Origin of the sequence: Sphingopyxis sp. P8 (genome assembly GCF_020622175.1) — a bacterium.
In the GTDB taxonomy this organism is placed as follows: domain Bacteria; phylum Pseudomonadota; class Alphaproteobacteria; order Sphingomonadales; family Sphingomonadaceae; genus Sphingopyxis; species Sphingopyxis jiangsuensis.
The window spans coordinates 435,690-455,995 of sequence record NZ_JACNMK010000001.1; the positions used below are offsets into that span (position 1 = coordinate 435,690).

The following is a 20,306-nucleotide window of genomic DNA, read 5'->3' on the forward strand; positions in this document are numbered from 1 at the left end:
AATCCGCTGCTTCTGACAATTGCCACGCCGCGGCGGCATGACGCCACGCAGATTTCGCCGCCTACGGAGCCTCGGAAGCATTGATATCCGGGGCTTTCAGCCGCACGGTGAAGCGATCCTGCGCCAGCGGATGGTCGAAACGCTGGTCGTGCAACACGATCGCGTCCGCTTCGCGTTTCGCAAACGGCATTCGCGCCCAGAAGAGGAATGCGCGCGCCGCCGGATCGGATTTCGCCCACTCGGCGATCTGCGGATCGTCCATTCCGGTCAGAGTGCCGCTGATATCGATCGAGCCCCCGACGCCGGGCACAAAATCGCCGCCGCCAAAACGATCCTGGGCCCGCCAGAAAATGTCGCGGCGCCAGAAGGTCAGCGGCGGCGGGCTGGCAACGACCAGGATATCCTGCCTGCCCGCAGCCGCCAGCGCGTCATGCGCCGTTCGCTCGGCCGAGCCGGTGATCAGGCCATTGGCGAAGATATAGGCAGAAACGGCCAGAAAACCCGTCCACGCCGGCTTCGACCAGTCTTGTCCGCCGCGCACTTCACGGCGCAACGAAATCCAGATCGACAATCCGAGCGCCGCCCAGATCCAGACATCGATGATGAACAGCGTATCGCCATAGAACCAGCGTGAACTGAAGGGTTCGAGCAGCCGAATACCGTAATTGTTCAGCCAATCGAGGGCCGGATGACTGAAGCATCCGATGAACGCCAGCACAAGCAGCCAGCCCTTGTGGAGCGGAGCACGCTGCGCTGGTCGCGTTCCGCGCCGAACCTGCCAGGCATCGAACGCCAATATGATCCCCCACAATATGACCGGAAGGAGGATCAGCGCGATCGGCCCGTGGGTGATTCCGCGCCGCATCGCCAGCGACTCGATGCCATAGATGGCGCAGCTCGCATCGATGTCGGGCAGGTTTGCCGCTATGATCAGCGTCGGCATTGCATAGGCCGACTTCTTCTTGAGCCCCATTTGCCCAAGAAGTGCGCCGACCAGACTGTGCGTCAGATTGTCCATGAAGGCTTATAGAGACGGTCCATAAGCCCCTGGCAAGACGTCAAAGTTCAGGACCGCCCTCTTCCACCGTCCACGTCTGCCCCTTCTTGAGCAGGCTCTGCAGATCGGCGGTCTTGCCCTCGCGCGCTGCGGCATTCTGGCGAACGACATCGGCTTCGAAGGTCGGGCGCGGATCGTCGTAGAGGACGCCGAGCGCCATCGGGAATTCGCCGAAGCGCATCTCAACGAGCATATGCGCGACGCTGCGGTTGGTGACGTCATGGACGATCACGCCCGCCGCCTGCCAATCGCCGTCGACCACATCGACGACTTTGAGCTCGAGTGCTTCGCTGTCGAGGGCGATGCCCTTCGTGCCCTTTGCGAACAGCATCGGCTCGCCATTCTGGAGCCAGAGCTGACGATCCTCGGCGCCCTTGGGAGCGGCGAAATCCTGGAACACATCCTTGTTATAGACGATGCAATTCTGGAATATCTCGATGAACGCCGCGCCCTTGTGCGCGTGTGCGGCCTTGAGAACGTTCGGCAATTCCTTTGAGACGTCGAAACCGCGGGCCACGAAACGCGCGCCCGCACCGAGCGCGAAGGCGCAGGGCTGCGCGGGCCGGTCGACCGAGCCGAACGGCGTCGACGGACTGGTCGTTCCGACACGGCTCGTGGGCGAATATTGCCCCTTGGTCAGCCCGTAAATCTCGTTGTTGAACAGCATGATCTGGCAATCGAGATTGCGGCGGATCAGGTGCATCGTGTGGTTGCCGCCGATCGACAGCCCGTCGCCATCGCCGGTGACGATCCAGATGTCGAGGTCGGGATTCGCCAGCTTCAGCCCCGTCGCGAACGCCGGCGCGCGGCCGTGGATCGTGTGGAAGCCATAGGTTTCCATATAATAGGGAAAGCGCGACGAGCAGCCGATACCGCTGACGAACACGGTATTCTCCGGCGTCGTGCCGATCTCGGGCATGGTGCGCTGCACCGCCTTCAAGATGGCATAGTCGCCGCAGCCGGGGCACCAGCGGACTTCCTGATCGGTTTCCCAATCCTTGAGCGTCGTCGTGCGCGCGACGGTGGTCATCTCGTTCATTTCAGCGCCTCCTCGATCGCGCTTTCGATTTCGGCAATGGTGAAGGGCTGGCCCGACACCTTGTTCACCGGCTTCGCATCGACCAGATACTGGTCGCGCAGCACGGTCTTGAGCTGGCCGGTGTTCATTTCGGGCACGATCACCTTGTCATAGCTTTTGAGCAGCTCACCCAGATTGGCGGGCAGCGGCCAGATATGGCGGATGTGGATATGGCTGACGTCCGCCCCTTCGGCACGCTTGCGGCGCACCGCCTGGTGGATCGGGCCAAAGGTCGAACCCCAGCCGACAACGGCCAGCTTGCCGCCCTCGGCGCCGAGTTCGACCCCCTGGTCGGGCACCTTGATACCGTCGACCTTTGCCTTGCGAATGTCGGTCATCGCCTGATGGTTCGCCGGCGCATAGTTGATATGGCCGGTGTCGATTTCCTTTTCGATCCCGCCGATGCGATGGAGCAGGCCCGGCGTGCCGGGCTTGACCCACGGGCGCGCCAGCTTTTCGTCGCGGCCATAGGGTTTGAAGCCGCCTTCGGGCGCCTCGGTCAGAAATTGCACCGGGAAGTCTTCATAGGCAGTCAGGTCGGGCACATGCCAAGGCTCGGCCGCATTGGCGATATAGCCGTCGGTCAGCAGCATCACCGGCGTCATATATTGCACCGCGACGCGGCACGCTTCGATCGCGCACTCGAAGGCGTCGGCGGGGGAGCGCGCGGCGATCACCGGCATCGGCGCATCGCCGTTGCGGCCATAGACCGCCTGATAAAGGTCCGACTGCTCGGTTTTGGTCGGCAAGCCCGTCGACGGACCGCCGCGCTGCGAATTGACGATGACGAGCGGCAGCTCGGTCATGATCGCGAGGCCCATCGCCTCGCCCTTCAGCGCAATACCCGGCCCCGACGACGACGTGACGCCAAGCGAACCGCCATAGCTCGCGCCGATGGCCGAACAGATCGCCGCGATCTCGTCCTCGGCCTGAAAGGTCGTGACGTCATATTCCTTGAGCCGCGACAGATGGTGCAGGATCGCCGAGGCTGGGGTGATCGGGTAGCCGCCGAAAAACATCGGCAGCTTCGCGAGCTGTGCGCCCGCCACGAGCCCGAGTGCGACGGCTTCGGCGCCGGTCAGCGTGCGATAAAGGCCGGGTTCGACGGGCGCCGGTCCGACATGATGCTGCTTGAGCGGCCCTGCAAGTTCGGCCGTCTCGCCATAGGCATGGCCCGCGTTGAGAGCGGCGACGTTCGCCGCCGCCAGATCGGGCAGCTTTGCGAACTTGGCGTTCAGCCAGTCAATGAGCGGCTGGCGGTCGCGGTCGAACATCCATAGCGCGAGCCCCAGCGTCCACATATTCTTGCAGCGCAGCGCTTCCTTGTTGCCGAGCCCGAATGGCTTGACGGCATCGAGCGTCGCCTGGCTGATGTTGAGCTTCAAAAGCTGCCATTTGGCAAGGCTGCCATCCTCGAGCGGATTGCTGTCATACTTCGCCTTGGCGAGGTTGCGATCGTTGAATTCACCCTCGTCGGCGATGATGAGCCCGCCGAGCTTGAGCGCCGCGACGTTGGTCTTGAGCGCCGCGGGGTTCATCGCGACGAGCACATCGGGCGCGTCGCCCGCGGTATCGATCGCCGACGAGCCGAAATTGATCTGAAAGGCAGAAACGCCGAACAGCGTCCCCTGCGGCGCGCGGATCTCTGCCGGAAAGTCGGGAAAGGTCGCAAAGTCGTTGCCTGCCAGCGCCGAGGACAGCGTAAACTGCCCGCCGGTCAACTGCATCCCGTCGCCGCTGTCGCCTGCAAACCGAACCACTACCGCATCGGAAAGGGGGGCCTGCCCTTCGCCGGCCCTGTCCACTACCGCTGTCGCCATTTAAACTTCTGCCTTTGAATCTTGCGAACCTGTGACATGGGCCTAGGCCTCTCGCGAACAAGCCGCAATTCAGAAAAAATTGTGCGCCGCAAACAGGAAAGCCGCGGCACCGGCCCCGATGCGTTGCAAATCACGATTGAAATGTCGCTGCCGATGCCGAATAGCTGGCGCGATATATAAAGTTCAGGGAGCAGCGCAGCATGGCCGACGGCACGACCCATTTCACCCGCCCCGACGTGGCGGCCTTCCTCGCCTTTTTGAATTCGCAGGAAGGGCCGAAGATGGAAGAACTGCCGCCCGCCGGCGCGCGCGAGATGTTCCGTGCGATGACGCAGATGGCCGATAGTCCGCGCGGCGAGATTGCCACGGTCGAGGATCGGGCAATCCCGGGGCCAGCGGGCGAGATTCCGGTGCGCCTCTATGACACGCGCCCCGATCGTGCGATCGGTCCGGTGATGGTCTTTTTCCACGGCGGCGGCTGGGTGATCGGCGACCTCGACACGCATGATGGATGGTGCGCCGAGGCGGCGCGGCAACTCGACATGCCGGTGGTTGCAGTCGATTATCGCTTGGCCCCGGAACATCCCTTCCCCGCCGCACCCGAGGATTGCGAGGCGGCGGCGCGCTGGGTGGCAGACAATGTCCCGTGCTCCGGTCTGGTGCTGGCGGGCGAGAGCGCGGGCGGCAATCTGACGATCGCCACGGCGTTGACGCTCCGCGACAAGCCCGCGTCGAAACCGGTAATCGCCATCCACCCCATCTATCCGGCGGTGACCACGCATAACGACTGGCAAAGTTATCGCGATTTCGGCGAGGGCCATCTGCTGACCGAAGGCAGCATGACCTGGTTCGGCGATCACTATGCCGCCGACCCCGCCGATTATCGCGCCTCGCCGCTCGATTTCCCGGCGGACGGCCTGCCGCCGACGGTGCTCGTGACCGCCGGGCTCGACCCGCTGCGCGACCAGGGGCGCGCTTATGCTGCAAAGCTGGTCGAGGCAGGCGTGACCACTGTCTATCGCGAGGGCGTCGGCACCATTCACGGCTATATCAACCTGTCGCAGGCGATCCCGAGCGCGAAGAACGACATACGGGGGGCGCTGACCGCCTTGAAGGCGATCGTCGCCGAAGCTACCGGCACGGCATGATCGACCTTAACAAACTCCCTTATCGCCCCTGCGCGGGCGTCATGCTCGCCAACCGCGCCGGGCGCGTTTTTGTCGGGCAGCGGCTCGATTCGTCGAGCGAGGCGTGGCAAATGCCGCAGGGTGGGATCGATGCGGGCGAGGACGCCGAGATTGCGGCGATCCGCGAGCTGGAAGAAGAAACGGGCGTTCACGCCGGACTCGTCGACATCATCGCGCGCAGCAAGACCGAGCATTTCTACGACCTTCCCGACCATCTGATGGGAAAGATGTGGGGCGGCAAGTTCCGCGGCCAGCGGCAGTACTGGTTCCTGATGCGCTTCATGGGCGAAGACAGCGACGTCGACATCGCCACGAAGCATCAGGAATTTCGCGCATGGCGCTGGGCCGAACTCGACGATCTCGAAAAGCTCATCGTGCCGTTCAAACGCACGCTCTATCGCGCAGTCGTCGAGGAGTTTCGCCCGCTTGTCTGATTACGGAGGGCACAAGCGGTCCTGAAGACATCGGCGAACATCTCTGCCGTCAGCCGTCCGGTGTTCGTGTTGTAACGCGAGCAATGATAGCTATCGACAAGCCATCGTCCGCCGGGCAGCGCGTGCGTTGCGCCATGCGCGAACCGGCACGCCGACAGCCGCAACCCCATCGCCCGCAGCACAGCGTCATGGGCAATGCGCCCAAGAGCAATGACAACGCGCGCCGAATGAAGCGCCGCGATCTGGGCTTCGAAAAAGGGACCACAGGCCGCAATTTCGGATGAATCGGGCTTGTTCTGTGGAGGCAGGCATTTAACGCTGTTGACGATGATCGCGCCGTCGAGAACCAGCCCGTCGCCGATGCGTGCGTCATAGGTTCCGCGGCTCAGTCCGAATTGCGAAAGCGTCGCGAACAGCAAGTCACCCGCATAGTCGCCGGTAAACGGCCGCCCGGTCCGGTTCGCGCCATGCTTTCCCGGCGCCAGCCCGGCAAGCACCAGCCAGCCACATGGATCACCGAAAGCGGGAACCGGAGCGTTCCACCAATCGGGATGCTCGGCGCGGCATTCGGCGCGCAACGCGACGAGACGGGGGCACCGCGGACAATCGTGCGGCGGCTCCGTCTCGGGGAGAGGGCTATCAATCTCCATGGTGCTGCGATAGGCGCCAATCGATGCACAGCGCAACGCCCCTGCCCCTCTACGCCGTAGGTCTTGGCTCGAACCGGCGTCACGCGCGTTTCGGGGATCCGCGCCATGTGCTGATTGCCGCACTCGCGGCGATCGAGAGCGACGACATCGAGCCCGTCGATGCGAGCCCGATTATTTCCAGCGCGCCGCTGGGCCCGTCGCGACGGCAATTTGCCAACGCGGTCGCCCTCATAGCTTCACCGCTTGCGCCCCCCGCCCTGCTCGACCGCCTGAAGGCCGTTGAAGCGCAGTTCGGGGCGCGCATCGGCCAGCGTTGGGGCGCTCGCACGCTCGATCTCGATATATTGCTATGGTCTGGTGGGGTTTGGAGCGACAACCGTCTCACCATTCCGCATCCAGCGATCGCGGATCGCGAATTCGTGCTCGGCCCGTTGAACCGCATCGCGCCGCAATGGCGCCATCCACTCGTCCAGCGAACGGTCCGCCAGCTTTTCGCACAATATCGTCGCCCGAAGCCGGTTGACCAAGTCGTTCATGCCGATTAGGGCGACGGCTCACTTCGGATGCCGACATATCCGGCACCGGGATGGGCCCTTAGCTCAGTCGGTAGAGCAACTGACTTTTAATCAGTAGGTCGCTGGTTCGAACCCAGCAGGGCTCACCAAAAAATCACCCGACCGGAATATTGTGCCGCTGGAATAACTCTTCCTGCGCGACCGCGATACAGCGGACGCGCTGTTAACTTGACCGACGCGTCGCGGCCGCGCCGCTATCAATGATATCTTTGATAGCGAGTTCAATATTGGCTTCGGGATAAAGTGCGCGCGCGGCGGAGGTCGCCACGTCGACTGCTTCGCCGATCCGCATCCCGGCGAGGATGCGGTGCTCGGCGGGGCCGATACGGCGCGCACGAAGCGTGCCGCCGGGACGCGTTATCAAAATACCCTCGGCGCGCCACTCCGGCGCTGGATCGACGAGTGCGGCATCGAAATGCGCGAGCCATATTGACGGTGCGGGAACCGAAAACCATCCGAAACGCGTGGCGGCATGAAGTCTTATCCGACTCCGCATCCACTCGTCAGCGGCGAGGGCTGCGGCGACCGCCGGCGCAACAGCGGCGTCGGGCGCGGCCCCTTCGGCCTCGCAGCGCAGCCGATCGATCGCGGCTACGCCGGACAGATAGGGCAGGACTTGATCCGTTCGATGCTGGCCGATCCAGTCGGGAAACTGGGCATCGTCCAACTCGGTCTCGGCGGCGAATACCGCGGCGAGGTCCATGAAGGGAGCGCGACCCATAATCGCCGCGACGGTCGGATAGCTTCGCGCGAGATACTCGGCACGGCACCCCGTCTCAAGCCTCGTTGCGACAGCTGCGGTACCTACGACGCGTGCCACGGCAATATGTCGCCGGTCGGTGGCAAGATTGGGCATCTCTCTCTCCCGGGTCCAAGGCCGCCGCAGCGTTCGCTGCGTGTCGATGCCGGACCCTTGTTAGTCGGGGCGCCCCTGGCAAAGCGAATGCGCTGCCAGGGGGCCGTGAATCAGCGCTTGACCGGAGTCAGCGAGCCAGCGCCTTTCGGCGTCTTGATCTTGGTGCAGGCTCCCTTGGCGACATATTTCCAGGCATTGCCCTGATAATCGGTCGTCGAGGTTCCGGCGCAGCTGGTGCCCGGACCGGCGGCGCAGTCATTCTTGCCCTTCAAGGAAATGCCATAGCATTTTTCCTTGCTCGGCTGCTTGGCGACCGGCCCTGCTTGGGCGGCGGCGGCGGCGCCGAGCATCGAGAGCATGGCGGCGGTCAGGGCGATATTGATCGGCTTCATCGAAAGTCCTTTCGTCGGTGGAGCGCCCGAAGGGCGCTGCGCGTTGTCGCGCATGGCCGCGCCAGCGTCCGCTACCGAAAGGGCATCGTTTCGATGCACCGTGCGTCAACCGCAGGTCGGTTCGACCATATGGCCACCGATCGTTTCGTGGAGAACGAACCCCTCAAGCGGATCAAACTCGCCCCGCCACGGCGCCGCCTCGAGCGTGCGCATCGTATCGGCGTAGCCCGCTGCGCGGCGCGCGCGGATGCCCGACGGGCTGAAGTCGATATCCTTGCTGTGATCCTCGCCCGCGAGCGCCGGAGCGAGAAGGCGCAGCACGTGCATTCGGGTCGGGCAGCCATAGGCGGTAAGTTGAGCGACAGCGGGGTCCTTGCGGCGATCGTCGGGAAGTTGCGCGGTAAGTTCGGTGATGACGTGACGCAGCTTGTGAAGCTGGCGCTGACGGCGAATGTGCGTGCCCGCGCGGCTCGCATATTGGACGTCCTTCTGTCGGTTCATCACGTCCCAAATCGTTTCGGGCTCTGCCCCGTGCGAGTTCCAGATATGGACCGCATAGACCATCGAATCGCGGCGCGGATTGTCGTCGAACACGACCTCGACCGGGGTGTTCGACAGAATGCCGCCGTCCCAATAGAGCTCGCCGTCTATGCGTACCGCAGGGAAGGCTGGCGGCAGCGCGCCCGACGCCATGACATGGTCGAGCGCCAGCGGCATGTCGCGTGAATCGAAATAATGCATTTCGCTCGTGGTCACCGCCGAGGCCCCAACGGTTAGCCGCATCTCGCAGCGGTTGACGCGGTCGAAATCGATGAGGTCCGAAAGCGTCTCGCGCAGCGGGTCGACCGAATAATAGCCCGCGCGTTCGGCACCGAGCGTCGCATAGACACTGCCGAATGCAGCCGGGTTCGGCGTGAAAAAGGTCGGCAGACCGCCGACGATCGTCGTGAAATTGCGGAAAAAGCTAGCGATCGAAGTGGGAAGGCCTTCATCGAAGATGTGGCCATGTTCGACGCGTCGCCAGAACTCGCCGAGCCGGTCCATCCGGTCGTCCTTGGCGTTCCCGGCGATGATTGCCGCGTTGATCGCGCCGATCGAGGTGCCGATCACCCAATCGGGCTCGACGCCCGCTTCGTGCAGCGCCTCATAGACGCCGACCTGATAGGCGCCGAGCGCGCCGCCGCCCTGGAGGACGAGCACCTGCTGGCCATGCGCCTTCAATTCCTTGTGCAGATTCATCGCTTTTCTCCATGAAGATGCGCATCGCCGCCGGTAATCAGGCGCGCGCCGCGTTCGAAGGTGAGGTAGTTCCAAAGCCAGTTCGCGCCGACGAGCAGCCGGTTACGAAATCCCGCGAGGAAAAAGATGTGCGCGGTTGTCCAGACGAACCACGCTGGGATGCCCGACATCCGCAACCAGCCGAAATCTATTACCGCGCGGTGGCGTCCGATCGTCGCGAGATTGCCGAAATCGCGGTAGCGGAAGGGCGAGGTGCGGCCGAGCGCTATCTGGCGGCCGACGTGGCGCCCCTGTTGCTTGGCGACGGGAGCGATTCCGGGGAGCGTGCGCCCGGACGGGTCGGTGAAAGAGGCCGTATCGCCGACGACATAGATGCCCACATGGCCCGGTACCGACAGGTCGGGTCCGACGATGACGCGCCCCGCCACATCGGGCTCGACACCGAGCCATGCTGCGGCGGGCGAGGCGCGAACGCCCGCTGCCCACACGACGGTGTGCGCGGGAACGCGCAAGTCGCCGACATCGATGTAGGAATCGGTGATAGCGGTGACGCGCGCGCCAGTGTGCACGGTGACGCCCAATGCCTCGATCGCGGTGCGCGCTTTTTTCGATAATGCTTCAGGGAAGGAAGCGAGCAGGCGCGGTCCGCCCTCGACCAGCAGCACGCGCGAGCAATGCGGGGTGATGCTGCGGAAATCCTGCGACACCGATCGGCGCGCGAGCTCGGCGACCGCGCCAGCCATCTCGACCCCGGTGGGGCCACCGCCGACGATCACGAAGGTGAGCAGCGCCTGGCGTCGCAACGGGTCGGTCTCGGTCTCGGCGCGCTCGAGCGCGAGCAGCACCTTGCGCCGCACCGTTGTCGCATCGTCGATCGACTTGATGCCGGGGGCGTGCGCCTCCCACTCGTCGCGGCCGAAATAGCTGTGCCGGGCGCCCGTCGCGACGATCAGCCGGTCGAAGCCGATCGTCCGTCGGCTCGCGAGGATGACACGGCGCGCCACGGTATCAACGCCGACGACGGTATCGAGCAGCACGCGGGCGTTCTTCTGGCGGCGCAGGATCGAGCGGATCGGCGCGGCTATGTCGGCGGGCGACAAACCTGCGGTCGCGACCTGATACAGCAGCGGCTGGAACAGATGATGGTTGCGTTGGTCGATCAACGTGACGTCGACATTCGCGCGGGCAAGCGAGCGAGCGGCGGCGAGCCCGCCGAAGCCTGCACCGACAATCACGACCCGAAGAGGGCTGTTTGCCTGGGGCATCAACGTCCCCCGCGCGCCGCGAGTTCGGCCAGGACGCCGCGCGGCGGGATAAGCCCCGAACCGCGCGGCGCCGGTTGCACCGGCCTGGATGCGAAAAAGGCGGCAAGATGGGGTGGCAGCGACAGCGCGCCGCGACGCGAGCGCGCGGGCGTCATTGGGCGGTCCACCCGCCGTCGACGGGAAGCGCGGTCCCCGTAATCGACTGGCCACCGTCCGAACAGAGGAAGACCGCGAGCGCACCAAGTTCGTCGACGGTCGCGAACTTCTTGCTCGGCTGTGCAGCGAGCAAAACATTTTCGACAACCTCTTCGCGGCTGATCCCGCGCGCTGCGGCGGTGTCGCCGATCTGGTTCTCGACAAGCGGGGTCCAGACATAGCCGGGACAGATGGCGTTACATGTGACGCCGAAGCGCGCGCCTTCGAGCGCGACCGTCTTCGTGAGTCCGACGATGCCGTGCTTCGCGGCAACATAGGCGCTCTTAAAGGGCGAGGCGACGAGGCCATGCGCCGAGGCGACGTTGATAATGCGTCCCCACCCCGCTTCCTTCATCGGCCCGAAGGCCGTGCGGATCGCGTGGAAGGCAGCCGAGAGGTTGAGGGCGATGATGGCGTCCCATTTTTCGGCCGGGAAGTCTTCGATCGGGCTGACATGCTGGATGCCGGCGTTGTTCACCAGGATGTCGACACGGCCGAAGCGCAGCAGCGCCTTGTCGACCATTTCGACCGCGCCTTCGGGCTGCATCAAATTGGCGCCGTCAAAAAGCACGCGGACGCCGTTCGCCTGTTCGAGTTCGCTGCGCACTGCCTCGATCGCGCCGGCATCGCCAATTCCGTTGATGACAAGGTCGGCGCCCGCGGCGGCGAGCGCGCGGGCGATGCCGAGACCGATGCCGCTCGTCGATCCGGTGACGATGGCGACCCGGCCTGCGAGCGGCTTGTCTGCGATGAGTTCGGCGAGCGGCTGAACGGTCATGGGGAGTCTCCTGATCAAAATCCGGAGCCATGATGCCCAGCCGCGCTGCATCGCTGAAATACCGTTCGTGCATCGAATCGATACCGACAATCGAATATTCGCCTGCGGCTCGGTGCCCTAGCTTGGTGACGTCCCGGGAAGTGGCGGACCCGTTCTGACCCCCCGCTCCCTCGCGTCGGTGTCGCCGCTTTCCGCGGACATGGGCTTTTCAAGAAAAGGAAATTCGCAATGAAAATCAATCGCCTGACTATGGCTGCGATTGCCGCTTCGGCTGCGTTCGCGGCAGCCACACCGGCGTTTGCCGGCAGCTGCCCTGCAGGCCAGTCCGCGCACAACCCACTTGCCGGAGCACCGACCGCACCGTCGAACGTGACCGACGACCTGATCGGTTCGGTCGACCTTGCCAAGGAAATCGGCGTCGCCGACCGCGACCTTCGCATGCGGCGCCTCGTCGTCCAGCCGGGCGGCGTCGTCCCGGTGCACAGCCATGCCGGTCGCCCTGCATTGATCGTTGTCGTGTCGGGATCGATCACCGAATACAGCAGCGCCTGCGCGGTCGGCATCGACCACAAGGCCGGCGATATTTCGAGCGAGTCCGACGGCATTTCGCATTGGTGGCGTAACAATGGCCAGATGCCGGCCGTACTCCTTTCTGCGGATGTGAAAGCGCGCGACTGACGCCTTTTCGATTTGAGCGCGTCCATGCCTCCGTCCAGGACCGCTCGCGGCGCGGCACCGGCCATCATTTGGTACGGGCTGCGCCGCCTCCCTCGCGCAAGGAGCGCTGTGTTGACCGATTCCTATCGTGCCGGACTCGACATTCTTGCCCGAACCGGGATGACGCAGGACACACGACGCAACCGCGCTGCAGAGGTCGCGCCCGATTTTATCCGAAGCGCCGTCGGTTTCAGCTATGGTGAGGTTTTTGCCCGCCCCGGTATTGATCTGCGCGCGCGCCAGCTTGCCGCCGTGGCGGCCTTCGCCGCACTCGGTCGTTCAACTGCGCAATTGCGCGAGCATGTCGTTGCCGCGCTCCACCTCGGATGGAGCCAGGCCGAAATCATCGAAATCCTGATCCAGACGTCGGTTCATGCCGGTGTTGCTGCGGCAATCGACGCGCTTGCCGAATGTCACGACTTGCTCGTCGAGCGCACCATTTCTGCCAACGACTGCGAATAGCCCCGGCACATTCAGGCGGCCTGGTCGAGTGTCGGCCAGCTATGCTGCCGCGCCGCGCGCACAAACGCACCGAGTGCGGGCGAATGGGGGCGCCCGCGGACCGTCGCGAGATAGATGGTGCGGCTATATTCGGGTTCGATCAACGGCCGAACGATCAGATCGGGGTCGGTCACGCTATGCTCGGGAAAAAAGCCGAAGCCGAGGCCGGCCTTGATCATCTTTTGCACCCATTCGTCGCGCGGGCTGCTGAACACCTTGCGCGTCACGACGCCGCGGCGCGCAAAATCCTCGGTCACCATCTGGAAAACTTCGCAGTTCGACCGCCCGACATAGGGTTCGCCGTTGAGTTCGGCGACGCGGATCGCATTGCGCTCGCTCCACGGGTGGCCCCGCGGCACGACGATGACGAACCGTTCGCTGAACACCGGAAGCTGATGGAACTGATCGGGTAGCTCCCCCGGAATCCCGACAAGGCTGAGGTGGAGGTCGCCCTTCTCGAGCGCCGCGATCATCGCTGATGCCTCGCCATCGACAACCTTCACTTCGACTTCGGGGTGCGCCGCCTGGAAACGAACAATCAGGTCGGCGACAAGCTGCGGCCCGATGGTGCACATAGCGCCGAGGGTCAGCGTCACATTCTCGATCCGCCTTGCCGAAATCGCCGCCAGCTTGGCCGCGCGCGCGGATTCCGCAACGCTTTCGAGATAGGGCGCCATCATTCGCCCGAGTTCGGACAAATGCGTATTGTTCCGTTCGCGGTGAAACAGCGGGCCGCCGAGTTCATGTTCGAGTTGCTGGATCGCGCGCGTCAACGCGGGCTGGCTGACGTTGCACTGCTGCGCCGCGCGCGTGAAGTTGAGCGTCTGCGCGAGCGCGACGAAATAGCGGATCTGCTGCATTTCCATAAGCGTCGTCCCCAATCAACGCGGGTCGGAGAATATCAGCGACCGAGCGCGGCCGCCAGTTGCTATAATTACGGCAACCGGCGGGCACGGGTTACAGCAGCGTCGAGCAGGATCGCCGCCGCGATTGACGCCGTCATTACTGTTACTGCGGCCCAGGCATGGGGATGGAATGCGGGAAGCCCTTGAAGGATAAGGCCATCATTGCTGCCAGGAACGAGCGCGGCGCCCATTCCCATCAGCGCACCGCCAACGAGTGCACGGATGACGAGCGCGGCGCGCGGTGGCTGCGCACGAAGCTTGCCGGCAATTGCGCCGCCCGCGATCGCGCCTGCAAGCAGCGCGACGATCATCGCCCCGCGCACGCTCAGCATCGCATCCATCGAACGCGCGAGCGCGGCAAGCGCGTCGGTATAAGCCCAATAACCGACGCTGAGCAGCGCCGTGACGAAGCTGAGGGCGATAAGCAGGGTTGCACGGTGGGGATGCCACAGATGTCTGCCGAGATGCGGCGCACGTACCGCTTCGACTAGCCGCCAAAGCGCAAAGGGTATGAAAAGGATGGCGACCACGAGCGAAACACTCGTGTCGGTCGCAGATACTTGGGCAGCATCGCGCATCGGCGCGGCGAACGGGACGAGGCAACCGATGAAGAAGCCGACCGGAGTCGCGAGATAGGCCCACTCGCCCGACCCGATGCGCGCCACCGCTCCGAACACGCACGCGCGGTTGATCCATGCGCCGATGCCGAGCAGCACGCCGCCAGCTACCGTCGCGCCTGTGACCGTATAGGCCGCCGACGGCATGGCCAGCCAACCGAGCGCCGCGGCAATTGCGGTCATTCCGCCAACCCACAATGCAGCCTCGGCGAGCGCCGCCGCGCGCGTGGCGCGACGCGTAGTGACGATCTCGTCGACCGCGGCGACCATACAGGTCGCGCCGCGCTGAATGGCGAGCCCCATCAGCGCGGCGGAAACGAGGCCGACTGCAAAAATGCCGGTCGAAGGGATCATCGCGTCGCAGCGGTGGCAATCGACGCGGCAACCTCGCTCGCCATGGCGAACTGCGCCGCACGGTCGGTGATGTCATAGCGCCGCGCAATCGCGCCGAAATCGGTCCAGGCGACCTTGACGTTGCCCGCCGCATCTTCGGTGACGAGCATCCGCACCGGCCAATCAAGGCCCGAAAGCGGGTTCGATTGCAGGAACTGCACGCCAAGCGGCGGATTGCCGAAGATCACGAGCGTCGAGCGACGCAGCGGCAGATCGGCGCCGCGCGCGAGTGCGGCCTGGTCGATGGTCGCAAAATGGCGGATGCCCTTGTCGGCAACATCGGCGGTCAACTTTGCGACGGTGTCGTCAAAGCCGTTCGCGCTCGAAAGCGTGAGCACATCGGTGGCCGTTGCGGCGCGGACCGGCACATCTTCGGCCTGCGCGCTCGAAACGATTGATAGGACAAGGGCGGCGGCCAACGCCGACGCGATACGCTTGGTGCGATTCATTGGGGAACTCCTGCGAAGATTGTCGCAGGCCAATATCGCTCACCCTTGCCGCGCACGGAAATCAAGCGTCGCTATGGATTTGATGCCCGCAGCGCATTCTCGGGCGCGGCCGGCATGTCGGAGGGCCGATAACGAGCCGCTCCGATGCAGCGGCAAACGCCTGCTTCGGTCCGATGTCCGGTCCGGCACCAATGCTGGAATGACGGGATCGTCAGGACATCCTGCCGCCCCCGCCGCTTCCGTTTCTGTTCTTCAATCAGGGGCTGACCGGTTCGTCGTCGTCATTGTCGGTCGCAACGATGATCGCGGCGACGCCGATAAGGACCGCCGCGACGCCGATCAGCCAGCTGTTGTTTCCGTCGAGTTCATTCGCTCCGCTCGGCGCGGTCACAGCGCGCGCGCCGTCGATTGTCGGAAGGGCCGACGCAACCGTCGGCGCGGCCGCCAACGTACCGACGGCGAGGCCGATCGAGATTTTTCGGAACAAGCCCATATAACACTCCATCTGTTCGATAATTCCCTGTCGGGAACAGCAACACATGAAGCGGTCGGTTCGATGCGTCGATTACTGAACGGCCCCATCGGCTCGTCGAATTTTCGCCACGGCCGAGAGATTTCAGGCCGGTTCAGGCGCGCATCGTTGCAAGCCGGCCATCGACGATCTCTGCGGCCTCGTCGATGATGCGGTCGATGAGCTGTTGGCAGGTCGGAATGTCGTGGATCAGCCCCTGGACCATCCCCGCCCAGAATACGCCTTTCGACAGATCGCCCGTCTGGAGCAGTTCGCGCCCCGCGGCGCCTGCGACGAGCGGCAGCACATCTTCGAACTTCGCATCGGGTTGCGCGAGGCGACGCACTACTTCTTCGCTGACCGCGCTCTTGCCGACGCGCGCGGTGTTCTTGAAGTTGCGGAAGATCAGAAAACTGCCGCGCTCGTCATTGTCGATATAGGCTTGCTTCACATTGTCGTGGATTGGCGCCTCCACCGTCGCGCAGAATCGCGTACCCATGTTGATACCGTCGGCGCCAAGGCTCAGCGCGGCCACGAGTCCGCGCCCGTCGCCGAAGCCGCCGCTCGCAAGAAGGGGAATTTTCACCTTGTCGGCGGCCGCGGGGATCAGGATCAGCCCCGGAATGTCGTCCTCGCCCGGATGGCCCGCACATTCGAAGCCATCGATCGAAATGATGTCGCACCCCGCGCGCTCGGCCGACAGCGCGTGGCGGACGGCGGTGCACTTGTGGAGGATGGTGACGCCATGCGGCTTCAGCATGTCCCAGATCTCGCGTACTGCCTGCGTCCCGGCGGTTTCGACGATCTTGACTCCGCCGTCGATGATCGCCTGCGCATAGGCGCTATAATCGGGCGCGTTGATCGTCGGGAACACGGTCATGTTCACCCCGAACGGCTTGTCAGTCATCGCGCGGCATCGCTCGATCTCTTCGCGTAGCGCCTGCGGCGACGGCTGCGTCAGCGCAGTCAATATGCCGAGCCCTCCCGCATTCGACACCGCGCTCGCCAGCTCGGCATAGCCAACGCTCTGCATCCCGCCCTGAACGATGGGATGTTCGATTTCGAGCATCTCGGTGATGCGGGTCTTGAAAGCCATTCCGGTCCCTCCCTCTGGCCGCGAGCATGACGCTACGGTATTGCGGCGCTCGAATTAGACTTGACGTTTACGTCAACGTCCGGTTGATTGGCAAGACCGGAAAGCGGTGGAGGGGAACAAGCAGCGATGAAGATCGATTCGACGACGGCCGCAATCGTCACGGGCGGAGCTTCGGGCCTTGGACGCGCGACGGCCGAAGCACTTGCGGCGGCGGGCGCGAAGGTCGCGATATTCGATATCAATGACAATCTCGGCAAAGAGGTCGCAGTGTCGGTCGGCGGATTGTTCGTCCATGTCGACATCACCAATGAGCAGTCCACGCTCGACGGATTTGCCGCCGCCCGCGCCGCGCACGGTCAGGAGCGCGTCTGCGTCCACTGCGCGATGACCTCGCGCCGCGGCAAGACGCTGGCGTTCGACAAGGATACGGGCGAATATCGCCGCACGCCGACCGAAGATTATGAATATGGCGTCGCGGGTATATTGACCGCGAGCTATCGCATCGGCTCGATCGCCGCCGAAGGCATGGCGACGCTTCCCGAGATGGAGGATGGCGAACGCGGTGCGATTATCTTCACCGCCTCGGTCGCCGCGCAAGACGCACAGATCGGGCAAGTCATCTATGGCTCGGCAAAGGCCGGAGTGAATGGTCTCGTGCTTCCGATGGCGCGCGACCTGATGGATCTTGGCATTCGCGTCAATTCGATCATGCCCGGCGTGTTTGGGACGCCACTGCTCGGAAACATGAACCCGAAGGTCAAGGAAAGCCTGGAGGCTTCGGTCCCCTTCCCCAAAAGGCTGGGCAAGGCCGAGGAATATGCGAGCCTCGCGATGGAGATGGTTCGCAACACCTATTTCAACGGCCAAGCGGTGCGCCTCGACGGCGCGATCCGCATGGCACCGCGCTGATACGCTCCCCACGAAAGGAACAGATAATGTCCGAAGCCTATATCATCGACGCCGTCCGCACTCCGCGCGGGATCGGCAAGCCCGGCAAGGGCGCACTGTCGCACCTCCACCCGCAACATCTTGCGGCAACAGTGCTCGCCGCCATTCGCGACCGCAACAATCTGGACACTGCAACGGTCGACGACATCGTGTGGTCGACCTCGTCACAGGTAGGCAAGCAGGGCGGCGACCTCGGCCGCATGGCGGCGCTGTCGGCCGGCTATGACACAAAGGCGAGCGGCACAACGCTTGACCGCTTTTGCGGTGGGGGGATCAGTTCGGTCAATTTCGCTGCGGCCAGCGTGATGAGCGGCATGGAAGATTGCGTCATCGCCGGCGGGACAGAGATGATGAGCTTCACCACCGCGCACGCCGCCGAACAGGCGAACGCGGGCATTCCGCCGCGGCTGATGGGCTCGGGCCACGAGGCACTCGACGAGCTTCATCCCCAATCGCATCAGGGCGTCTGCGGCGATGCGATCGCGACCATCGAAGGGATCAGCCGCGAGGATCTCGATGCATTGGCGTTGGTCAGCCAGCAGCGCGCCGACCGGGCGATCAAGGAAGGGCGCTTTGCGAAATCTGTCGTTCCCGTCCGCAATCCGGACGGCAGCGTCGCGCTCGACCGCGAGGAGTTCCCTCGCCCCGAAACCACCGCCGAAGGCCTCGCCGCACTTAAACCCAGCTTCGCGGCGATGGCCGATTTCGATCTTGGGGGCGGCGTGACGTTCCGCAAACAGATCAATCGCCGTTATCCCGATCTCGAGATCCGGCATTTCCATCATGCCGGCAACTCGTCCGGGGTCGTCGACGGTGCAGCCGCGCTGCTGATCACGTCAAAGGATTATGCCGACAAGCACGGCCTCAAACCCCGCGCGCGCGTGGTCGCCTATGCCAATGTCGGCGACGACCCGACGTTGATGCTCAATGCGCCGGTCCCTGCGGCGAAGAAAGTCCTCGAAAAGGCCGGGCTGACAAAGGACGACATCGACGTCTGGGAGATCAACGAAGCCTTTGCCGTCGTTGCAGAGAAATTCATCCGCGACCTCGATCTCGATCGCACCAAGGTGAACGTCAATGGCGGCGCGATGGCGCTCGGCCATCCGATCGGCGCGACGGGGTCGATCCTCATCGGCACCGCGCTCGACGAGCTCGAACGCTCGGGCGGGCGCTATGGACTGGTCACAATGTGCGCGGCGGGCGGGATGGCGCCTGCCATTGTCATCGAACGGCTCTGATCAGAAGGGGCCGGTGATCGCGACGGTCTTGGTCGGACTATAGAGGTTGAGGAACAGCGTCTTACCGTCGGGGGAGAAACAGGCCCCCGCCGGTTCGGTCTGGGTTCTGACGCGTGCGAAGGCATAGACCTCGCCAAAAGGAGTGACGCCGCGCAGATGATTGTCGACGGTATCGCCATATTGGTCTTCGCAGACGATAAGATGATCGTTCGGCGCGACGGTCAGATTGTCGCCGAAGCTATATTGGGTGGGGTCGGTCGATTCGAGGAACAGCTGCAACCGTCCCGGCGCCGACTTCTCGCGCGATTTCCCCTCGTGCCGCGAGGGGCGGTAGCGCATGATCTGGCCCTGCTTGGCGCGTCCGCCCGACGTGCAGGTGAAATAAAGTTCGTCCTGTCCCCAATGGATGCCCTCGCCGCGCGCAAAAATCGCGGCCCCTTCTTTCGCGCCGCGCAGGCGCAGGTCGTCGTTCGGGCTTTCGGGATCGTCGAGGTCGATCCAGCGGGCGAATTGCCAGCTTCCTGGCGCCATCTTCTGCCCGGCCCAGTTGCGCGTGTCGCGCAGCCATTGGTCGGTAAAAGCAAGCGCCTGCAGTCGCCCGCCGCGATGAAGCGATCCGGGATCGTCCGGCAGGAAGCGGTAGAAGAGGCTGTCGTCGCGATCCTCGGTCATATAGGTGATGCCGGTGCGCGGATCGACCGCCGCGGCCTCGCGCATGAAGCGTCCCATCGCCTTGAGCGGCTCTGCCTTTACCAATGTGCCGCCGTCGGCGGGAACGTCGAATATCCAGCCGTGCGGCTTTCCGACACCATCGGCGGGAGCGGCCACATTCTCCTCGCAGCTGAGCCAGCTGTTCCAGGGCGTCACGCCGCCCGAACAATTGCGGATCGTCCCCACGAGGCTCAGATACTGCCGCTCGACCGCAAACGTTTCGGGGTCGAGGACGAGCGTCGTTGTTCCTCCGGGAAGCGCGCTGCCCCCTGCCCGATCGAACGCCTCGTCGGGCAGGTGCCCGTTGCGCGCAAACGGACCATCGGCAACATGCTTGGGCTGCAATTCGTGATTGCGGACCAGCGCGATCCGGCCGTTGTCGAGTTTGAAGCACCCCATCCCGTCGGCGCGATCGGGAACGACATTGCCGTCGCTCATTGCATCGCCAAACGACGACAATATCCGATAGGAAAAGCCCGGAGGCAGGTCGAGCAGACCTGCCGGATCGGGTTGGAGCGGGCCGTAGCCCGGATCGGTCGCCATCATCCCCGCACGCGCCGCGCCGCTTTGCAACGCAAGGCCGGTAAAGGCGAGTGCAGCCCCGGCGAATTGGCGACGGTCGAGCATGGGCTTATCTCCAGAAGCGAATCTACGCTGGCCGCTTAGGAAGCGAATATGACAGTGCGGCTGCACC

At 64.1% G+C, this 20,306-nt stretch carries 23 protein-coding genes and 1 tRNA gene; 9 read left to right on the top strand and 15 right to left on the bottom strand.

Going from position 1 to position 20,306, the window contains the following annotated elements:
* Positions 1 to 61: 61 nt before the first annotated feature.
* From H7692_RS02175 to H7692_RS02185, 3 genes are read right to left on the bottom strand one after another with little or no spacing between them, the layout of a single operon-like run.
* On the bottom strand, positions 62 to 1,018 hold the full coding sequence (locus H7692_RS02175) for a metal-dependent hydrolase (protein ID WP_201925482.1): 957 nt from the start codon (positions 1,016 to 1,018) through the stop codon (positions 62 to 64).
* A 40-nt stretch (positions 1,019 to 1,058) separates the two neighbouring features.
* The gene (locus tag H7692_RS02180; protein WP_201925484.1) at positions 1,059 to 2,096 is read right to left on the bottom strand and encodes a 2-oxoacid:ferredoxin oxidoreductase subunit beta; all 1,038 of its coding nucleotides are present in this window, start codon (positions 2,094 to 2,096) and stop codon (positions 1,059 to 1,061) included.
* Positions 2,093 to 3,955: a 2-oxoacid:acceptor oxidoreductase subunit alpha gene (locus H7692_RS02185; protein ID WP_201925486.1), complete on the bottom strand. Its 1,863-nt coding sequence runs from the start codon at positions 3,953 to 3,955 to the stop codon at positions 2,093 to 2,095. The genes H7692_RS02180 and H7692_RS02185 overlap by 4 nt, the downstream gene beginning before the upstream one ends.
* 36 nt (positions 3,956 to 3,991) lie before the next feature.
* Here H7692_RS02185 and H7692_RS02190 point away from each other — a divergent pair, with 36 nt between their 5' ends.
* From H7692_RS02190 to H7692_RS02200, 3 genes are read left to right on the top strand one after another with little or no spacing between them, the layout of a single operon-like run.
* On the top strand, positions 3,992 to 4,135 hold the full coding sequence (locus H7692_RS02190) for a hypothetical protein (RefSeq protein WP_201925488.1): 144 nt from the start codon (positions 3,992 to 3,994) through the stop codon (positions 4,133 to 4,135).
* A 20-nt stretch (positions 4,136 to 4,155) separates the two neighbouring features.
* A complete protein-coding gene (locus tag H7692_RS02195; protein ID WP_222136099.1) occupies positions 4,156 to 5,103 on the top strand; it encodes an alpha/beta hydrolase in 948 nt (315 codons plus the stop codon).
* Positions 5,100 to 5,576 (top strand): RNA pyrophosphohydrolase, encoded by a 477-nt coding sequence (locus H7692_RS02200; RefSeq protein WP_201925492.1) that lies wholly within the window; start codon positions 5,100 to 5,102, stop codon positions 5,574 to 5,576. The genes H7692_RS02195 and H7692_RS02200 overlap by 4 nt, the downstream gene beginning before the upstream one ends.
* On the opposite strand, the gene H7692_RS02205 is transcribed toward H7692_RS02200, so the two are convergent.
* Positions 5,537 to 6,226 (bottom strand): uracil-DNA glycosylase, encoded by a 690-nt coding sequence (locus H7692_RS02205; protein WP_201925494.1) that lies wholly within the window; start codon positions 6,224 to 6,226, stop codon positions 5,537 to 5,539. The two genes, H7692_RS02200 and H7692_RS02205, sit on opposite strands and share 40 nt — an antisense overlap.
* A gap of 23 nt (positions 6,227 to 6,249) precedes the next feature.
* On the opposite strand from H7692_RS02205, the gene folK reads away from it, so the two are divergent.
* Entirely contained in the window at positions 6,250 to 6,771 is a 522-nt protein-coding gene (gene folK / locus H7692_RS02210; protein ID WP_201925496.1) for a 2-amino-4-hydroxy-6-hydroxymethyldihydropteridine diphosphokinase, read from the top strand.
* Positions 6,772 to 6,814: 43 nt separating this feature from the next.
* Positions 6,815 to 6,890 (top strand) — tRNA-Lys (locus H7692_RS02215).
* Between the two features lie 74 nt (positions 6,891 to 6,964).
* Here the strand turns inward: H7692_RS02215 and H7692_RS02220 are convergent.
* From H7692_RS02220 to H7692_RS02240, 5 genes are all read right to left on the bottom strand, one after another.
* On the bottom strand, positions 6,965 to 7,504 hold the full coding sequence (locus H7692_RS02220) for a hypothetical protein (protein ID WP_222136098.1): 540 nt from the start codon (positions 7,502 to 7,504) through the stop codon (positions 6,965 to 6,967).
* A gap of 263 nt (positions 7,505 to 7,767) precedes the next feature.
* Positions 7,768 to 8,016: a DUF2282 domain-containing protein gene (locus H7692_RS02225; RefSeq protein WP_390881105.1), complete on the bottom strand. Its 249-nt coding sequence runs from the start codon at positions 8,014 to 8,016 to the stop codon at positions 7,768 to 7,770.
* 138 nt (positions 8,017 to 8,154) lie between these two features.
* Positions 8,155 to 9,288 (bottom strand): patatin-like phospholipase family protein, encoded by a 1,134-nt coding sequence (locus tag H7692_RS02230; RefSeq protein WP_222136097.1) that lies wholly within the window; start codon positions 9,286 to 9,288, stop codon positions 8,155 to 8,157.
* Positions 9,285 to 10,793 (bottom strand): NAD(P)/FAD-dependent oxidoreductase, encoded by a 1,509-nt coding sequence (locus H7692_RS02235; protein ID WP_227339703.1) that lies wholly within the window; start codon positions 10,791 to 10,793, stop codon positions 9,285 to 9,287. Before H7692_RS02235 ends, H7692_RS02230 begins: the two co-directional genes overlap by 4 nt.
* The gene (locus H7692_RS02240; RefSeq protein WP_222136096.1) at positions 10,705 to 11,526 is read right to left on the bottom strand and encodes a 3-hydroxybutyrate dehydrogenase; all 822 of its coding nucleotides are present in this window, start codon (positions 11,524 to 11,526) and stop codon (positions 10,705 to 10,707) included. Before H7692_RS02240 ends, H7692_RS02235 begins: the two co-directional genes overlap by 89 nt.
* A gap of 228 nt (positions 11,527 to 11,754) precedes the next feature.
* Here H7692_RS02240 and H7692_RS02245 point away from each other — a divergent pair, with 228 nt between their 5' ends.
* Together H7692_RS02245 and H7692_RS02250 are read left to right on the top strand one after the other, a co-directional pair.
* On the top strand, positions 11,755 to 12,204 hold the full coding sequence (locus H7692_RS02245; protein ID WP_201925507.1) for a cupin domain-containing protein: 450 nt from the start codon (positions 11,755 to 11,757) through the stop codon (positions 12,202 to 12,204).
* Positions 12,205 to 12,315: 111 nt separating this feature from the next.
* Complete coding sequence (locus H7692_RS02250; RefSeq protein ID WP_201925509.1) at positions 12,316 to 12,705, top strand: carboxymuconolactone decarboxylase family protein; 390 nt, start codon at positions 12,316 to 12,318, stop codon at positions 12,703 to 12,705.
* Positions 12,706 to 12,716: 11 nt separating this feature from the next.
* On the opposite strand, the gene H7692_RS02255 is transcribed toward H7692_RS02250, so the two are convergent.
* From H7692_RS02255 to H7692_RS02275, 5 genes are all read right to left on the bottom strand, one after another.
* Positions 12,717 to 13,610 carry a LysR family transcriptional regulator gene (locus H7692_RS02255; RefSeq protein ID WP_201925511.1) on the bottom strand — a complete coding sequence of 298 codons (894 nt, stop codon included), beginning with the start codon at positions 13,608 to 13,610 and terminating at the stop codon, positions 12,717 to 12,719.
* A gap of 68 nt (positions 13,611 to 13,678) precedes the next feature.
* Positions 13,679 to 14,620: a YeeE/YedE thiosulfate transporter family protein gene (locus H7692_RS02260; protein ID WP_201925513.1), complete on the bottom strand. Its 942-nt coding sequence runs from the start codon at positions 14,618 to 14,620 to the stop codon at positions 13,679 to 13,681.
* Positions 14,617 to 15,108: a DUF302 domain-containing protein gene (locus tag H7692_RS02265; RefSeq protein WP_222136095.1), complete on the bottom strand. Its 492-nt coding sequence runs from the start codon at positions 15,106 to 15,108 to the stop codon at positions 14,617 to 14,619. The genes H7692_RS02260 and H7692_RS02265 overlap by 4 nt, the downstream gene beginning before the upstream one ends.
* Before the next feature lie 256 nt (positions 15,109 to 15,364).
* Entirely contained in the window at positions 15,365 to 15,601 is a 237-nt protein-coding gene (locus H7692_RS02270) for a hypothetical protein (RefSeq protein WP_222136094.1), read from the bottom strand.
* 133 nt (positions 15,602 to 15,734) lie between these two features.
* Positions 15,735 to 16,715 (bottom strand): NAD(P)H-dependent flavin oxidoreductase, encoded by a 981-nt coding sequence (locus H7692_RS02275; RefSeq protein ID WP_201925520.1) that lies wholly within the window; start codon positions 16,713 to 16,715, stop codon positions 15,735 to 15,737.
* A 126-nt stretch (positions 16,716 to 16,841) separates the two neighbouring features.
* On the opposite strand from H7692_RS02275, the gene H7692_RS02280 reads away from it, so the two are divergent.
* The gene (locus H7692_RS02280; protein WP_201925522.1) at positions 16,842 to 17,624 is read left to right on the top strand and encodes an SDR family NAD(P)-dependent oxidoreductase; all 783 of its coding nucleotides are present in this window, start codon (positions 16,842 to 16,844) and stop codon (positions 17,622 to 17,624) included.
* 26 nt (positions 17,625 to 17,650) lie between these two features.
* The gene (locus H7692_RS02285; protein ID WP_201925524.1) at positions 17,651 to 18,901 is read left to right on the top strand and encodes an acetyl-CoA C-acetyltransferase; all 1,251 of its coding nucleotides are present in this window, start codon (positions 17,651 to 17,653) and stop codon (positions 18,899 to 18,901) included.
* Here the strand turns inward: H7692_RS02285 and H7692_RS02290 are convergent, their stop codons facing one another.
* On the bottom strand, positions 18,902 to 20,239 hold the full coding sequence (locus H7692_RS02290) for an alkaline phosphatase PhoX (RefSeq protein ID WP_227339704.1): 1,338 nt from the start codon (positions 20,237 to 20,239) through the stop codon (positions 18,902 to 18,904). It abuts the gene before it with no gap.
* Positions 20,240 to 20,306 lie beyond the last annotated feature (67 nt).

Bases quoted from the DNA above. Each gene is read 5' to 3' on its own strand.
- H7692_RS02185 (WP_201925486.1), bottom strand. From the start codon at position 3,955: ATGGCGACAGCGGTAGTGGACAGGGCCGGCGAAGGGCAGGCCCCCCTT.
- H7692_RS02265 (WP_222136095.1), bottom strand. From the start codon at position 15,108: ATGAATCGCACCAAGCGTATCGCGTCGGCGTTGGCCGCCGCCCTTGTC.
- H7692_RS02270 (WP_222136094.1), bottom strand. From the start codon at position 15,601: ATGGGCTTGTTCCGAAAAATCTCGATCGGCCTCGCCGTCGGTACGTTG.
- H7692_RS02205 (WP_201925494.1), bottom strand. From the start codon at position 6,226: ATGGAGATTGATAGCCCTCTCCCCGAGACGGAGCCGCCGCACGATTGT.
- H7692_RS02255 (WP_201925511.1), bottom strand. From the start codon at position 13,610: ATGGAAATGCAGCAGATCCGCTATTTCGTCGCGCTCGCGCAGACGCTC.
- H7692_RS02180 (WP_201925484.1), bottom strand. From the start codon at position 2,096: ATGAACGAGATGACCACCGTCGCGCGCACGACGACGCTCAAGGATTGG.
- H7692_RS02260 (WP_201925513.1), bottom strand. From the start codon at position 14,620: ATGATCCCTTCGACCGGCATTTTTGCAGTCGGCCTCGTTTCCGCCGCG.
- H7692_RS02285 (WP_201925524.1), top strand. From the start codon at position 17,651: ATGTCCGAAGCCTATATCATCGACGCCGTCCGCACTCCGCGCGGGATC.
- H7692_RS02230 (WP_222136097.1), bottom strand. From the start codon at position 9,288: ATGAATCTGCACAAGGAATTGAAGGCGCATGGCCAGCAGGTGCTCGTC.
- H7692_RS02280 (WP_201925522.1), top strand. From the start codon at position 16,842: ATGAAGATCGATTCGACGACGGCCGCAATCGTCACGGGCGGAGCTTCG.
- H7692_RS02195 (WP_222136099.1), top strand. From the start codon at position 4,156: ATGGCCGACGGCACGACCCATTTCACCCGCCCCGACGTGGCGGCCTTC.
- H7692_RS02275 (WP_201925520.1), bottom strand. From the start codon at position 16,715: ATGGCTTTCAAGACCCGCATCACCGAGATGCTCGAAATCGAACATCCC.
- H7692_RS02175 (WP_201925482.1), bottom strand. From the start codon at position 1,018: ATGGACAATCTGACGCACAGTCTGGTCGGCGCACTTCTTGGGCAAATG.
- H7692_RS02245 (WP_201925507.1), top strand. From the start codon at position 11,755: ATGAAAATCAATCGCCTGACTATGGCTGCGATTGCCGCTTCGGCTGCG.
- H7692_RS02200 (WP_201925492.1), top strand. From the start codon at position 5,100: ATGATCGACCTTAACAAACTCCCTTATCGCCCCTGCGCGGGCGTCATG.
- H7692_RS02225 (WP_390881105.1), bottom strand. From the start codon at position 8,016: ATGCTCTCGATGCTCGGCGCCGCCGCCGCCGCCCAAGCAGGGCCGGTC.
- H7692_RS02240 (WP_222136096.1), bottom strand. From the start codon at position 11,526: ATGACCGTTCAGCCGCTCGCCGAACTCATCGCAGACAAGCCGCTCGCA.
- H7692_RS02190 (WP_201925488.1), top strand. From the start codon at position 3,992: ATGGGCCTAGGCCTCTCGCGAACAAGCCGCAATTCAGAAAAAATTGTG.
- folK (WP_201925496.1), top strand. From the start codon at position 6,250: ATGCACAGCGCAACGCCCCTGCCCCTCTACGCCGTAGGTCTTGGCTCG.
- H7692_RS02290 (WP_227339704.1), bottom strand. From the start codon at position 20,239: ATGCTCGACCGTCGCCAATTCGCCGGGGCTGCACTCGCCTTTACCGGC.
- H7692_RS02220 (WP_222136098.1), bottom strand. From the start codon at position 7,504: ATGGACCTCGCCGCGGTATTCGCCGCCGAGACCGAGTTGGACGATGCC.